This window comes from Acidovorax sp. NN32 (assembly GCF_057597245.1).
Genome location: NZ_CP199679.1, coordinates 1,556,860 through 1,571,415 on the forward strand (window position 1 = coordinate 1,556,860; position 14,556 = coordinate 1,571,415).

At 65.7% G+C, this 14,556-nt stretch carries 13 protein-coding genes and 1 riboswitch; of the genes, 5 read left to right on the plus strand and 8 right to left on the minus strand.

Annotated features, from left to right (window positions below; all coding sequences use genetic code 11):
* Position 1 precedes the first annotated feature (1 nt).
* Positions 2-904 (minus strand): LysR family transcriptional regulator, encoded by a 903-nt coding sequence (locus ACT89O_RS07160; RefSeq protein WP_121419288.1) that lies wholly within the window; start codon positions 902-904, stop codon positions 2-4.
* Positions 905-1,217: 313 nt separating this feature from the next.
* On the opposite strand from ACT89O_RS07160, the gene ACT89O_RS07165 reads away from it, so the two are divergent.
* On the plus strand, positions 1,218-1,859 hold the full coding sequence (locus tag ACT89O_RS07165; protein WP_487262208.1) for an NAD(P)-dependent oxidoreductase: 642 nt from the start codon (positions 1,218-1,220) through the stop codon (positions 1,857-1,859).
* Positions 1,860-1,913: 54 nt separating this feature from the next.
* Here the strand turns inward: ACT89O_RS07165 and ACT89O_RS07170 are convergent, their stop codons facing one another.
* From ACT89O_RS07170 to ACT89O_RS07195, 6 genes are all read right to left on the minus strand, one after another.
* Positions 1,914-2,321, minus strand: coding sequence for a CPBP family intramembrane glutamic endopeptidase (locus ACT89O_RS07170; RefSeq protein WP_176888748.1), 408 nt, complete (start codon positions 2,319-2,321; stop codon positions 1,914-1,916).
* A 470-nt stretch (positions 2,322-2,791) separates the two neighbouring features.
* Entirely contained in the window at positions 2,792-4,072 is a 1,281-nt protein-coding gene (locus ACT89O_RS07175) for a TRAP transporter large permease subunit (RefSeq protein WP_487262209.1), read from the minus strand.
* A 19-nt stretch (positions 4,073-4,091) separates the two neighbouring features.
* Positions 4,092-4,667, minus strand: a complete 576-nt coding sequence (locus tag ACT89O_RS07180) for a TRAP transporter small permease (protein ID WP_487262210.1) — start codon at positions 4,665-4,667, stop codon at positions 4,092-4,094.
* A gap of 50 nt (positions 4,668-4,717) precedes the next feature.
* Positions 4,718-5,947 carry a fumarylacetoacetate hydrolase family protein gene (locus tag ACT89O_RS07185; protein WP_487262211.1) on the minus strand — a complete coding sequence of 410 codons (1,230 nt, stop codon included), beginning with the start codon at positions 5,945-5,947 and terminating at the stop codon, positions 4,718-4,720.
* A gap of 54 nt (positions 5,948-6,001) precedes the next feature.
* Entirely contained in the window at positions 6,002-7,783 is a 1,782-nt protein-coding gene (locus ACT89O_RS07190) for an IlvD/Edd family dehydratase (protein WP_487262212.1), read from the minus strand.
* Positions 7,784-7,853: 70 nt separating this feature from the next.
* Entirely contained in the window at positions 7,854-8,873 is a 1,020-nt protein-coding gene (locus ACT89O_RS07195) for a TRAP transporter substrate-binding protein (RefSeq protein ID WP_218298503.1), read from the minus strand.
* 156 nt (positions 8,874-9,029) lie between these two features.
* Between ACT89O_RS07195 and ACT89O_RS07200 the strand changes: the two genes are divergently transcribed.
* The 4 genes from ACT89O_RS07200 to ACT89O_RS07215 all read left to right on the plus strand — a co-directional run bounded on the left by ACT89O_RS07200 (position 9,030) and on the right by ACT89O_RS07215 (position 12,655).
* Positions 9,030-10,004 carry a LysR family transcriptional regulator gene (locus ACT89O_RS07200; RefSeq protein WP_487262213.1) on the plus strand — a complete coding sequence of 325 codons (975 nt, stop codon included), beginning with the start codon at positions 9,030-9,032 and terminating at the stop codon, positions 10,002-10,004.
* Positions 10,005-10,119: 115 nt separating this feature from the next.
* Entirely contained in the window at positions 10,120-10,605 is a 486-nt protein-coding gene (locus ACT89O_RS07205; RefSeq protein WP_487262214.1) for a hypothetical protein, read from the plus strand.
* 141 nt (positions 10,606-10,746) lie between these two features.
* Positions 10,747-11,433, plus strand: a complete 687-nt coding sequence (locus ACT89O_RS07210; protein ID WP_487262215.1) for an acyloxyacyl hydrolase — start codon at positions 10,747-10,749, stop codon at positions 11,431-11,433.
* Between the two features lie 183 nt (positions 11,434-11,616).
* A riboswitch (FMN riboswitch) is annotated at positions 11,617-11,787 on the plus strand.
* Between the two features lie 316 nt (positions 11,788-12,103).
* Entirely contained in the window at positions 12,104-12,655 is a 552-nt protein-coding gene (locus tag ACT89O_RS07215) for a 6,7-dimethyl-8-ribityllumazine synthase (RefSeq protein ID WP_176888756.1), read from the plus strand.
* Between the two features lie 94 nt (positions 12,656-12,749).
* Here ACT89O_RS07215 and ACT89O_RS07220 read toward each other — a convergent pair whose 3' ends face one another.
* The gene (locus ACT89O_RS07220) at positions 12,750-14,351 is read right to left on the minus strand and encodes a methyl-accepting chemotaxis protein (RefSeq protein WP_487262216.1); all 1,602 of its coding nucleotides are present in this window, start codon (positions 14,349-14,351) and stop codon (positions 12,750-12,752) included.
* Positions 14,352-14,556 lie beyond the last annotated feature (205 nt).

Sequence of the window (14,556 nt, forward strand, 5' to 3'; positions counted from 1 at the left end):
CTCATTCCGTGACGCCGGGCAGCTGGCTCAGATAGCGGTGCAGCGCGGCAATGGTCTGGCGCACCTTGGCGGGCTGGGCGTCGCGCTGGGGCGTCATGGCCCAGATGTCCAGGGTGCCAAACGACCAGTCGGGCAGCAGCCGCACCAGCCGCCCGGCCTGCAGCGCATCCTGCGAATCCATGCTGCCCACCAGCGCCAGGCCCAGCCCGGCCTCGCACATCTGCTGGATCGAAAGCTGGTTGTTGCTGGCAATGCGCGGCTCCACCCGCAGGGCCCGGGGATCGCCCGTGGGGCTGCGCAGGTCGATCAGCAGGCCGCCGTTCTCGCGCGCAAAGCCCAGCCAGCTGTGCGAGAGCAGTGCGTCCGGGTGCTGTGGCACGCCGTGGGCAGCCACCCAGCCGGGCGCCGCGCACAGGTACCACTGCATGCCTCCCAGGCGCCGTGCTGCCCAGGTGGAGTCCTGCAGGCGCCCGTAGCGCACGGCCAGATCGATGCGGGCATTGATGAGGTCAATGGGCGAATCGTCTACCAGCAGGCGCAGGCGCAGCGCCGGGTGGGCGGCCAGCAGCTCGCCCAGCGCTGGGGCAATGTGGCGTGCAAACCCGACGGTAGCCGACAGCCGCAGCTCGCCACTGGGGGCATCGCGCGAAGCGGCCAGCTCGGCCCGCGCCTGGTCGGCTGCGGCACACATGGCGGCGCAGCGCGCGTGGTAGCGCTGGCCTGCTTCAGTGAGTGCAAGCTTGCGCGTAGAGCGGTGAAGCAGGGTCACACCGCCATCGCTTTCCAGCTTGCGCACCTGCTGGCTCACGGCGGAAGTGCTCATGCCCAAGGCGCGGGCGGCGCCGCTCATCGAGCCGTGCTGCACCACGGCGGCAAACACCGCCATGCGTTTGAGGTCTTCCATATCAGGTCCTCTCGTCAATCCCCACTGGCCTGTTGTCCGTCCCCAGACCTTGGAACTGGCGCGACCAAGTCCAGTGCCCCCGCGCAAGGGCCGCCAAGCTGCTTGTGCGGCGCTTCGCTTGAGTGCGCTGGGGGTGTCCCCATCCCGCATGGCGCAGCCATGCGAGAGAGGGGGAAGGCGCAAAGCGGCTCAGGAGGTGATTCATCCATTGTGAAGTTGAACTTCAAAGAGAAGGCCAATTTAGCCATCTACCGCCAGCTTTGACAATCTCCTATTCTCACTACATCGCAACTTCGACCCCAAGGACATCGATATGAACATCGCCCTGATTGGCGCCTCCGGCTTTGTTGGCGCTGCCGTGCTGAATGAACTGCTGCAACGCGGCCACCGCGTGACGGTACTGGCCCGCAACCCCGCCAAGCTCGCCGCGCGCGAAGGCCTCGCGGTAGTGGCGGCCGACGCGCAAGACGCCGCCCAGGTCGCCAAGGCCGCTGCCGGCCATGATGCTGTGGTCAGCGCCTATAACCCCGGCTGGGAGAACCCCAACATCCACGACGAGTTCCTGAAAGGTACCCGCGCCATCATCGACGGCACCAAAGCGGCTGGTGTGCGCCGCTTTCTGATGGTGGGTGGCGCTGGCAGCCTGTTTGTGGCGCCCGGCGTGCAGCTGGTGGATACGCCCCAGTTCCCCGCCGAATGGAAGCAGGGCGCCCTGGCCGCGCGCGAGGCGCTGAACTGGATTCGCACCGAAAACACGCTGGACTGGACCTTCCTCTCGCCGCCCATCCTGCTGCAGCCTGGCGAACGCACGGGCCAATACCGCCTGGGCGACGAAGCGCCGCTGATGAATGGCGAGCAACCCGGCAGCATCAGCGTGGCCGACCTGTCTGTTGCCATCGTGGACGAGCTGGAGACGCCGCGCCACGTGCAAAAGCGCTTTACGGTGGCGAACTGAGTTTTTCTTGTCATCGGGACGATGCAGCGTTTCTCGGGCGCTGCCTTTTTTCTGTCAGACAAAAACAGCCATGTCGATCAGCGTGTGGCCCAGCACCACGGGCCACAGGGTTCTCCAGTACAGGAACCAACGGCACATCACACAATGCGCAAAGAAGGCTGCAATCACGCCGTGCCTGCCGTGCTCCCAGTGCGCCAGCGCGAAGATGGCCGATACCGCGAGTGTGAACAGTAGCTCTGAAGGGCGTTGGCGTGCACTCGAATACCAGAGCCATGGCAGCCCAATGAAAAAGATGCTTTCCACCAGCCCTGCGCTGACCGCTGCGTAGGTCTGCACCGCCGCGCCCGCCAAGCCCCGGGGGGAAAACTGCGCCAGCTGGAAGCTGCCGGGTGACGGTCCGAGCGTCCGCCACGACAGGTTCCGCGCCACCAGAAAAACCAGCCCCGCGGTGACAAACACCATCAGGCTCTGCCATGCAAGGGGCCAAAGGTTCTTTTCTGGCGGTACGAGTCCGTAGTGTTGGGGGCGCAGCGCTGCTTTGTGGGCAAGAAGGCCAAGCAAGACTGCAGGAAGCACTACCCACTGAATCCCGTCAACCGCCCAAAAGAGCAGTGCGCCTCCGCGCCCCAAGATAGGCAGGTAAAAGCCGTTGAGTTGCCAGACGGCCAACACCGGTAGCAGGGCCCAGCCCACGAGCACCTGCTGGCGGGTGTTGAGAGTAACCGGCCGTTTCTGTGTTGAGATCAAGCGCCCCTCCGGGATCAAGGTTTTTGGTGATCCCGTTCAGACGTCACGGTAAGCGCTGGCCGAAGCGGGGAAGGCCTATCTTCTCGATAAATAGACGCGCCATTTGTATCGTTCATCTCCCCGGTGTGAAATAGTCCGCGATTGGTCTCCCGCAGCGATTCAGCTGGACTGTCTGTGAAGAGCCTTCATCCCACAAACCACCGCATCGGCACCAGCACGATGGACGGGAACAGCACCATCAGGAACATCATCGCGAACTGCGCGCCCATGAAGGGGAGCACGCCCCGGGTGACTTCGTCCATGCGCATGCGTCCCACCCCCGCCACCACGTTCAGCACCGTGCCCACCGGCGGAGTGATCAAGCCGATGGCGTTGTTCATGATGAACAGCACGCCGAAGTAGACAGGGTCGATGCCTGCGGCTTTGACCACCGGCATCAGCATGGGCGCCAGGATCAGGATGGTGGGCGTCATGTCCATGGCTGTGCCCACGGCCATCACCAGCAGCATGATGGCCATCATCAGCAGGATGGGGTTGTCCATGAAGGGCTTCAGCAGCGAAACCAGCTGTCTGGGGATGTCGGCCACGGTGATGAGCCACGCGCTCACCATGGCGGCGGCCACCAGGAACATGATCACGGCCGTCGTTTTGGCAGCGCTCACGAACACGGCGGTCAGCTGGCGCCAGTGCAGCTCGCGGTACACCACCGTGGCCACGAAGAGCGCATAGACGGCGGCCACGGCGGCGGCTTCGGTAGGGGTGAACACGCCCATCTTCAGACCCACGATCACGATCACCGGCAGGAACAGCGCCCAGGTGGATTCCTTCAAGGCCTGCAGCTTCTCTGCGGTCGTTGCTCGGGGCGGCGGCAAAATGCTCTCGCGCTGCGATACCCAGTACCAGGCCGCAGCAATGGACAGTCCCATCAGCAGGCCCGGCACGATGCCCGCCAGAAACAGCTTGCTGATCGACACGTTGGCCGCGACGCCAAACACCACAAAACCAATGGAAGGCGGAATCACCGGCGCGATGATGCCCGCCGAGGCAATCAGCCCCCCGGCGCGCGCCTTGTCATGCCCGGCCTTTACCATCATGGGCAGCAGCAACGCGGCCAGCGCAGCGGTGTCTGCCACGGCAGAGCCCGACAGCGCCGCCAGTATGCAGGCCGCGAGGATGGCCACAAAGCCCAGCCCGCCGCGCTTATGACCCACCAGCGTGAGCGCCAGCTTGACGATGCGCTGCGACAGGCCGCCCGCATTCATGATCTCGCCTGCCAACATAAAAAACGGCACGGCCAGCAGCGGGAACGAGTCCGCGCCGTTGATGACGTTCTGCGCAAGGATCTGCGCGTCAAACAGGTCCAGGTGCCACATCAGCGCCACGCCAGACACCAGCAGCGCGTAGGCAATGGGCACACCAATGGCCATGGCCGCCAGCAGGGAGCCGAGAAAGATGAATACGGTCATGCGAGTGTCTCCGGGGGGCTCAATGGGATGGCGGCTTGCGTGACGGCAACGCCGCGCGGTCCAGCTGCATGTCGGGCAGGGTGGCCACATCCTCCGACCCGGAGGTCTGCACCAGCTGGTCGTCTGGTACCTGCCCCGACAGCAGCCTCCACAGGTTGAGCAACAACAACAGGCCCGACGCCACGGCAAACACCACCCCGGACGCATAGAAGATCGCCACCGATGCGCCGGTTACCGGCGCTTCCACATCCCAGTTGATGCGTGCCTGCGACAGGGCGCCACTGAACAGCAGCCAGGTGCAAAACAGCATGAGCCCGTGGCTGATGACCAGGCACACCCGTTGCGCGATGGGTGGAAGCTTGGTGAGAACCAGGTCGGTGCCCAGGTGGCCGTGTTCCTTCACCGCCACGATGGCGCCCAGGAACGTGATCCACACGAACAGCCAGCGCGACACCTCTTCGCTGACCGCAATGCCCGAGTTGAATGCGTAGCGCAGCACCACGTTGCCGAACACCATCACCACCATCACGGCCAGTGCCAGCGCGATGAGAACGTTGATCCACCGACAGCACCGGTCTATGAGGGCGTTGAGCATGGGTGTCTCCTGGTTCATTTTTTTGTGTGCGTGCCGTTGCGGCCTGTGGCTCAGAGCGCTGCGTCGCGCAACAGGCCGCGCTGCGTCAGGTTACTGATAAAGGCGCGCAAACCAAAGCGCCAGGGCGCCGCCGCCTCGCTATGCGCCACGCGGTTGTGCAGGCCACCCAGCCACGCGCTCTGGATGGACACCAGGTCGCCCAGGTGGTGGGTGAAGCCACCGCCCGGCTGGTCGCGGTCTTCAATGGGCGCGAACAGCGTGCCCAGAAACAGCATGAATCCATCCGGGTACTGGTGCGCGGCCAGGGTCTGCGCCACGAGGTCGCTGGGGTCGCGGCTGATGCTGGCCATGGTGTTGATGCCACGCAACTCATAGCCATCCACCCCTGCAACGCTCAGGTGCACGGTTTCGCTGCGCACCTTGTCCATCCCGAAGCTCGCGTCGAACAGGCGGATGAACGGGCCTAACGCGCACGAGGCGTTGTTGTCCTTGGCCTTGCCCAGCAGCAGGGCGCTGCGGCCCTCGATGTCCCGCAGGTTCACGTCGTTGCCCAGCGTGGCGCCCACGATCTGGCCTCGGCTGTTCACGGCCAGCACCACCTCGGGCTCGGGGTTGTTCCAGGCCGAATCGGAGCGGATCCCGATGTCGTCCCCGCAGCCGACTGACGCCAGCACCGGCGCCTTGGTGAACACCTCGGCATCGGGGCCAATACCCACCTCCAGATACTGCGACCACAGGCCTTTCTCTTGCAACAACGTTTTGAGTTCCATGGCCTCGGGCGAACCAGGGCGGATGTCGGCAAGGTTCTCGCCGATCAACTCGATGACCTGGCTTCGCAAGGCTTGCGCACGGCTGGCGTCGCCCCGGGCCTGTTCTTCGATCACGCGCTCGATCAGGCTGGCGGCAAACGTGACGCCCGCCGCCTTGACCACCTGCAGGTCGCACGGCGCCAGCAGCCAGGGGCGGCTCTTGTCGCGCGTTCCGGGCAGGCTGTTGGCCAGCAGGTCATCCACGCTGCACAGGTACTGGCCGGTGGCTGCACGCACCGCCTCGGCGGGCGCCAGGGTGTCGAGCAGCGTGCTCATGGTGGGGTAGTGCGCGCTGAGGTCGAACACGCCTTCGGGCCGCAGGGCCACCACAGCCGGGCCCGCAACGGCGCCTTGGGGTGCCCACACCCGGCCCACCAGCGAGCCCTGCAGGCCATCTTCGGGAAGCACTTGCAATGCGGTCTGGGGCGCACGGGCCCGTTCGGCAACTGCCGCCGCCGTCATGTTGTTCATGGAGAGTCCTTCGAAAAAATCCGGGTGTGGCGCCGGTGGCCCGCCCGCTCGTTGTCAGTGGTTGTGGCGTGGTGTCTTTTCGGAAATGCGCTGGAATGCCAGCGCGAAGTCCAGCGTCGCGCCATCGGCCAGCTGCCCTGTCTTCTCGCGGTACAGCGCTTCCCAGGGGGACTGGCTCGCGGGCACGGGTGGGGCGGGCAGGTCGCGCTGTCGGCGGGCGATTTCCTCGGGCGCGACCAGCGCATCGCAGCGTCCGGTGTTGAGGTCGATGCGGATGGTGTCGCCGCTTTGCAGCCAGGAGAGGCCCCCACCCACGGCGCTCTCGGGCGATGCGTTCAGGATGGAAGGGCTGTCTGCCGTGCCCGACTGCCGTCCGTCCCCCAGCGTGGGCAATGTGTTGATGCCGCGCCGGATCAGCGCATCGGGCGGCTGCATGTTGACCACCTCGGCCGAACCCGGCCAGCCGATGGGCCCGGCGCCGCGCATGACCAGGATGCAGCCCTCGTCGATGTCGAGCGCCGGGTCGTTGATGCGTGCGTGGTAGTCGTCCGCGCCTTCAAAAACCACGGCACGGGCTTCGAAGATGCCCTCGCGGCCCGGCTGGCTCAGGTAGCGCTCGCGAAACGCGGGCGATATCACCGAGGTTTTCATGATGCCGAAGTCAAACAGGTTGCCGCTGAGCACCAGGAACCCAGCTTTTTCCATCAGCGGCGCGTTGAAGGGGCGAATCACTTCACGGTCGCGCGCTTCGTGGCCCTGCAGGTTGTCGCCGATGGTTTTGCCCGTCACGCTGGCGCAGTCGTTGTGCAGGCGGCCCGCTTGCTGCAGCTCCCACATCAGCGCAGGCACACCGCCCGCGCGAAAGAACCGTTCGCCCAGGAACTGGCCTGCAGGCTGCATGTTCAGCAGCAGGGGCAGGTCGTAGGCGTGGTCCGTCCAGTCCTGGGCCTCCAGTACCACGCCTGCATGGCGCGCCATGGCCATCACGTGCACCTGCGCATTGCTGGAGCCCCCGGCCACACTGATGACCGACAGCGCGTTCAAGAAGCTCTCGCGCGTCAGGATGCGCGAGGGGCGCAGGTCTTCATAGGCCATATCAACAATGCACCGCCCGGTTTCGTACGCCATCTGACCGCGTTCTCGGTACGGTGCAGGAATGGCCGCGCAGCCGGGCAGCGACAGGCCCAGCGCTTCGGCCACCGCGTTCATGGTGGATGCCGTGCCCATGGTGTTGCAGTGGCCCGCCGACGGTGCGCTGCTGCAGGCGCGCTGCAGAAACTCTTCTTCATCAATCTCGCCCGCTGCCAGCTGGCGGCGGCTGCGCCAGATGACGGTGCCCGAACCCACCAGTTGTCCGTCGTGCCAGCCATCGAGCATCGGCCCGCCCGAGAGCACGATGGCCGGAATGTCCACCGTGGACGCGGCCATGACGCCAGCAGGCGTGGTCTTGTCGCAGCCCGTGGTCAGCACCACCGCGTCGATGGGGTAGCCGTACAGGATCTCCACCAGCCCCAGATAGGCCAGGTTGCGGTCCAGTGCGGCCGTGGGCCGGCGGCAGTTTTCAAAGATGGGGTGAACAGGGAACTCCATCGGAATGCCGCCCGCATCGCGGATGCCGTCGCGCACGCGGCGCGCCAGGTCCAGGTGGATGCGGTTGCAGGGCGACAAGTCGCTGCCCGTCTGCGCGATGCCGATGATGGGCCGGCCCGAGCGCAGTTCCTCGGGCGTGAGCCCGTAGTTCATGAAGCGTTCGAGGTACATCGCGGTCATGTCCGAGCGCTCGGGGGCGGCAAACCAGTCGCGGGAGCGGAAGGGGCGGCGGGGTGTTTTGGTCATGGGGTCGGGACGTCGCAAAAGGAGGGGCGTGGCGCAGCTGCAACCAGCTGCGCCCCGGGAGGCGAATCGCTTACTTCCCGCCCCGCGCCTTCGCCAGCTCGCCCATCATTTCGCTGGTGGTCTCTTCACCAAACTCCTTGCCGTACTTGGCCAGCACGGGCTGCAGCTTGGTGCGCAGCTTGGCCTGCTCGGCGGCGGGCAGCTCGGTGATCTGCATGCCGGCCTTCTTCAGCTCGCCCAGGGCGGTCTCGCTGAAGGCACGGATGGTCTTGCGTTCGAACAGCGTGGCCTCGCGCGCGGCCTCCTGCACGATCTTCTTCTCGTCGGCCGAAAGGCCGTCCCAGGTCTTCTTGGAGATGAGCAGCACCCACGCGCTGTACATGTGGCGCGACAGCACCAGGTGCTTTTGCACCTCATAGAACTTGCTGGCCAGGATGGTGGCAGGCGGGTTCTCCTGGCCGTCGACGGCCTTTTGTTCCATGGCCGTGTACAGCTCGGTGAACGGCATGGGCGTGGCGTTGGTGCCCAGCGCGTTGAAGGTGTCGAGGAACAAGGGGCTCTGGATCACGCGCAGCTTCAGGCCTGCCAGATCATCGGCCGTATTGATGGGGCGGCGCGAGTTGGTTACATGGCGAAAGCCGTTTTCCCAAAAGCCCAGGCCGATCAGGCCCTTGTCGGGCAGCATGGCCAGCAGCTTCTGGCCGAAGGGGCCGTCGAGCAAGGCGTCGGCTTCGGCCTCGGTGTTGAAGGTGAGCGGCAGGTTCAGCACGCCAAAGGGCTTGATCAGCGACATCAGCGTGGATGAATCCGGAATCGTCATCTCCAGCGTGCCGCCGCGCAGGGCCGAGGTCATGCTCACGTCGTTGCCCAGGGCGCCGCTGGCAAACAGCTTGGCGTTCATCTTGCCGCCGCTCTTGGCCTGCAGGCGCTCGGCAAAGTGGCGCACGGCCTGGGCCTGCGGGTGGTCGTCGCTCAGGCCGATGCCGACCTTGAAGGTGTGTTCCTTGACTTGGGCCGCGACGGGGGCGGCAAAGGCGGCCAGCAGCGTGGCAGCAAGCGCCAAGGATTTAGCGAGGGTCTTGAATTGCATGGTGTCTTGTCTCCGTTGGAATGGCTGACCCCGTTGGCGAGGCCGTCGGCGTATGCAGCTTTTTTTGGGCAAGCCGTCATGAACGCAAGGCGAAGGTTAGGTTTCGCGCCCTGCCGGGTCCACTGAATGTTTTGCGACAATCCATTCCAAACGCTTATGAGTCCAGACGAATTTCCGGGTAAACCCTTGTCTTTGGCGCAGGCCTGCGCGCGGCTGCGCTTTCGGCATTTGCAGTTTCTGGACATCCTGGGCCGTACGCGCAACCTGCGGCTGACGGCCGAGCAGATGCACGTCACGCAGCCTGCGGCCACCAAGATCCTCATGGACATCGAGGAGATCCTGGAGGCGCGGTTGTTCGACCGCCTCTCGCGCGGCATGCGGCCGAACGAGCTGGGGCTTTTTACGCTGCGCTATGCCAGCGCCGCGCTCGATGGGCAGCGCAAGTTTGTGGACGAGTTCAACGCCCTCAAGCAGGGCGGCCATGGCCATGTGACGGTGGGCGCCATCACCGGCTCGGCCGCGCATGTGCTGGTGGCCTCGGTGGTGGAGATCCAGCGCCTGCGGCCCCTGCTGGTCATCAAGATCCTGGAGCAGAGCAGCGACCAGCTCATTGCCTGGCTGGCCGAGCGCAAGATCGATCTGATGATCGGCCGCTTCACCACCGAGGAGCAGCGCGGCCAGTTCCACTACGAGCACCTGTCCGCCGAGCCGCTGCATGTGGTGGGCGGGCAGCACCACCCGCTGCGCGGCGCCACCGACCTGTCGCTGACCGAGCTGGCCCACTGGCCCTGGATTCTGTACCCCGCCTCCACGGCGGTGCGCAAGGTGTCGGACGACCTGTTTGGCGGAGCGGGCCTGGCGCTCACGGCGGGGGTGGTGGAGACGCCGTCCTTTTTGTTTGCGCTGGAGCTGATGAACACCACCCACATGATGTCGCTGCAGCCCGCTGCGCTGATCCAGAAATATGTGGACCGGGGGCTGCTCTCGCGCATCCCCGTCGAGCTGCCCGACCGCATGCCTAGCTACGGCCTCATCACCCGGCTGGGCGAGCCGCCCACCCCTTCGGCACAGGCCTTTATCGATGTGCTGCGCGAGGCGGCGGGCGTGGCGCCGGACGCTTTGGGGGAGTGACCAGACCTGCGCTATGCACGGCCTTTTTCGATAACCAATGGTTATTGAAAATCCAGGCTACCGGGCCCTGCCGTTATGCTCTGCGCCCTTTCCCGCCATCCAGACCTTTTTCTCCATGACCGACGCACCCGACACGCCCGACACCATCCAGGAACCCCGCTGCTGGAGCGATGGGCGCTGGACGGCGCAGGTCATCAAGAACGAAGACGACGATGGCTGGGCCGTGTCCATGACGCTGAAGGGGGAGTCCGAACCCGCACTGGTGGGCCCCTGGACCATGGGGCGCGACAAGAAGAACCCCAAACCGCTGGATGTGTCGGCCTTCCACACCCTGGTCAAGACCGCGAGCGAGGTGGTGCGCCGCCATGAGCAGCAGCTGCACGCGCAGTTGAACAAGAGCGTGCACATCACCACCGCCGACGGCCAGCGCCTGCGCGTGGCGCTGGCCATCGTGCCCGACGAGGAAGGCGCCACGGCCACGCTGAGCGCCGAGGATGCACTGGGCCAGGAAATCGCCCGCGTGCCTGCGCCGCCCACCTTCCGCCTGACGGCCGCCAGCGCCACCGTCTGGGCGGACGGGGGCTTTGCGCGGCCCCGTTGACCTCGGCGCCCAGCGCTTTTGCACGCCCCCGACAAGGTACCGAAGAGTTTCTTGCAGCCCTGCGCGCTGCCAGGTGCTGCGCGCAGGGCGACGTTTGGGTAGATTGGAGGGCATGGCCCAGTGGCCCGTCGGAGTCCTGCCGTGCGTTCCTCATTTCCACCCCTGCTGCCATTGCCTTCCCCGTCCGAGGGCTTGTTCCCGCCACCACCGCGAGCCGGCTGTGCTGGAGCCGCCCTGCTGGCCTGCTGCGCGCTGTTGCCCCTGCCGGCCCTGGCGCAGCAGGGGGCTGGCGCGCCGCAGCCCTCCGCCCGGGCCCAGGAGCTTGCGGCCTCCGCTACCCCCGAGCCGCGCCGCATCTTCATCGACGGCGCACGCGCGGCCAGCGACGTCGGGCTGGCCTCGGTGGGTGTGCAATGGCCCTGGGCCTGGCGCCGCGATTTTTTGGGCGGCGAACTGACGGGGCACTGGGATACCCACATCGCGCACTGGCGCGTGCCGCCCGGCACCGCCGTGCCGGGCGGGCGCCGCCACTGGACGCAGCTGGCGGTGGTGCCGACACTGCGTTGGCGATTCGACGGCGGGCGGTCCACCTGGTTCATGGAAGGCGGCATCGGCCTGTCGGCGCTGGACGGGCACTACGCCACCCGGCACAAGGCCTTCAGCACCCGTTTCAACTTTGCCGACCACCAGGGCGTGGGCTTCAACTTTGGCGCCCGCCGCCAGCACGAACTGATGCTGATCGTGCGCCACATTTCCAACGGCGGCATCCGCAAGCCCAACCCGGGCGAAGACTTTGTGCAGGTGCGCTACAGCCGGTCTTTTGAATGATCCGGCTTCCGTCAACTTGAACCGTTCGCTGAGCGCCGTTCAAGCGCCGCGCCTGGCTTGGGCAGGCTCAGCCAGAACGGGTGAACGGGATCGGCGCCGGAGGGCCAATCGCATTGGCGACGGCGCGAATGTCACCAAGCTCCTAGAATCCCCCTGCAGGCCCTGGATCCACTCCAGGGCCGGCAGCGTTCTCAGGGCGGGGTGGAATTCCCCACCGGCGGTATTTGAGGGCTGAAAAGCCAACAAGAGCCCGCGAGCGCCTGTGGTGCCGTTCTTTGGAACAGGCCCGCAGGGTCAGCAGATCTGGTGCGAAACCAGAGCCGACGGTCACAGTCCGGATGAAAGAGATCGCGAAACTAGGGATGTCCTGCATAACCCTCGCGAGTCGGTGGTAGTGCGGATCGGGATGGGCCGCAAGGCGACTTTTTGCAACCAATAGCGCGGCTAATGGTAAGAAAAGCAACGCAGCGGACCGCCCGAGACCGCGCTATCACGGACCGCAGGGAGTTATGCAGGACATCCCTAGAGCACCCGCCATGGGTGGCTGGGCCCTTGGCGTTTGCCTGCGTGTTTTTTGCCCGCTCGCAAGCGCCGTGAGGCCTGCGCCGCCCTGTGCAGGCGCCGTGTTCGCGCGCGCCCTGATTCTGGTCTGACCTGTTTTGAGGAACCCATGAATCAGTCTTCTGCTACTTCTCCCGTCTCTCCCCTCGCGCCTGTGGCCGCACACCGTGGCGCCCGCGTGGCCATCATCAGTGCCAGCTGGCACCAGGACATCGTGCACCAGGCGCGCGACGCGGCCCTGGCCGAGTTCGACCGCCACGGCCTGCCGCCCGCGCAGGTGGCGCTGTTCGATGTGCCCGGTGCGTTCGAGATCCCGCTGTTGGCCCGCAAGCTCGCGCGCAGCGGGCGCTACGACGCCATCGTGGCCTGCGCGCTGGTGGTCAACGGCGGCATCTACCGCCACGAGTTCGTCACCACAGCTGTCATCGACGGCCTGATGCGCGTGCAGCTAGACACCGAGGTGCCCGTGATGTCGGCTGTGCTCACCCCGCGCGACTTTCACGACCACGAGGACCATGTGCGCTTCTTTCGCGAGCATTTCGTGAAGAAGGGCACCGAGGTGGCCCAGGCCTGCCTGCAGACCATGGCCTACCTGCGCAAGCTCGCCTCGCCCACGTTGGCCTCCGTGCAGCAGGCTTCGCCGGTGCTGGCAGAAGTCTGAGTCGGTGGTTTTTTGATTGCTATCTTTTGGATAGCTTTTAGCGCTTGATGGTAAAGCGCTAGAGGCCGATTTGGCCTGAAATTTTTGCGCCGCCTCAGCCAGCGGCCAGACGGGGCTGGTGCTGCCCGGGCACTGGCAAGTGGGCGCGTGTGGGAGCGCTGGCTTCAGAGTCCGCCAGTCGGAACACCGCCACCGCCTGCACCAGCTGCTGCGCCTGCACCTTCAGGCTGTCGGCAGCTGCCGCGCTCTGTTCGACCAGCGCCGCGTTCTGCTGCGTGGCCTGGTCCATTTCGGTGATGGCGTCCCCCACCTGGGCCACGCCTGCACTTTGCTCACTGCTCGCGGCGCTGATCTCGCCCACGATGTCCGTCACACGGCGGATGGCGCTGACCACCTCGCTCATCGTGGCGCCCGCCTTGTCTACCAGCGTGGTGCCCAGCTCTACGCGCTCCACGCTGGCGTGGATCAGGGTCTTGATCTCCTTGGCGGCGTTTGCGCTGCGCTGGGCCAGGTTGCGCACCTCGCTGGCAACCACCGCAAAGCCCCGGCCCTGCTCGCCCGCGCGGGCTGCTTCCACGGCGGCGTTCAGCGCGAGGATGTTGGTCTGGAAGGCGATGCCGTCGATCACGCTGATGATGTCGGCAATCTTCTTGCTGCTGTCGTTGATGCCCTTCATGGTGGTCACCACCTCGGCCACCACATCGCCGCCCTGCACGGCCACGGTGCTGGCGCTCACGGCCAGCTGGTTGGCGGTGCGCGCGTTTTCGGCATTGGCCTGCACGGTGGAACTCAACTCCTCCATCGACGCCGAGGTTTCTTCCAGCGCGCTGGCCTGCTGCTCGGTGCGGGCGCTCAGGTCGTTGTTGCCCTGTGCGATTTCGGTGCTGGCGGCGGCCACGCTGTCGGCATTGTTGCGCACATTGCTCACCACGTGCGACAGGCTGATCTGCATGTCGTGCAGGGCATTCAGCAGCAGGGCGATTTCGTCCTTGCCCTGCACTTGCCGTGCCACGGTGAGGTCGCCGCTGGCCACGGCCTGCGACACGCGCACCGCGTTGTCCAGCGGGTTCACTACGGTGCGGCTGAAGGCAATGGCGCCCGCAATGCCCAGGGCGCACACCACCAGCATCACCACCAGGCTGATGGTGGTGGCGCGCTGCGCTGCTTTGGCGGCGCGCTCGGCCACTTCGCTGCTGGCCTTGGCGATCAGGCCACCGGCCTGGTCCAGCAGCTGCGAGGGCTCGCGGTCCATGCCCGCGACGGCCTTGTCACCCGCCTGCGGGTCGTGGTCGGCGGCCTTGAAGGCCTCAAACCCCTTGCGATAGGCCGCGCCCATGCGCTCGTGGGCCTGGGCAAATTGCTGCACGCGTTCACGGCCTTCGCCGGGGGGCAGAGCGACCACGAGCTTTTGCGCCTCGTCCTTGATGGCCTTTTCCTGCTTTTCAAACGCGGCCCAGTAGCGCGTGAGCTGGGCCGGGTCATTGCCGCGCAGCAGTACATTCTTCCATTCCTGCACCTGCACCTTGAAGTTGTTGAGCATGTCCGCCGCCATGCGCTCGTGCTCAAAACTCTGGGCCACGGTGGTCTGGTAGGTGTCGAGCGCCTGGTTCAGGCGGCTGATGCCAAACAGCGCCGCCGCAAACAGCAAAAGCAGCGACACGGTAAAGGCCAGGGGGAGCTTGAGGCTGAGCTTCATGGGGAACTCCTGTGGGGTCCACGATTCGCCGCTGGGGCGGGGCAAAGTGCATGCGGCGCAGCCGGACTTCCCCGTACGTTGCGGCGGTTGTCCCACTGCGCCTCTCGTCTCGGTCAACCGGCGCGTGCTGTGCGCCGTGCCGGAGAGAATCCCGCTGCCATTATGGAGAGATGTGTAAATTTTTGTACATGTCTTTTTTACCAAG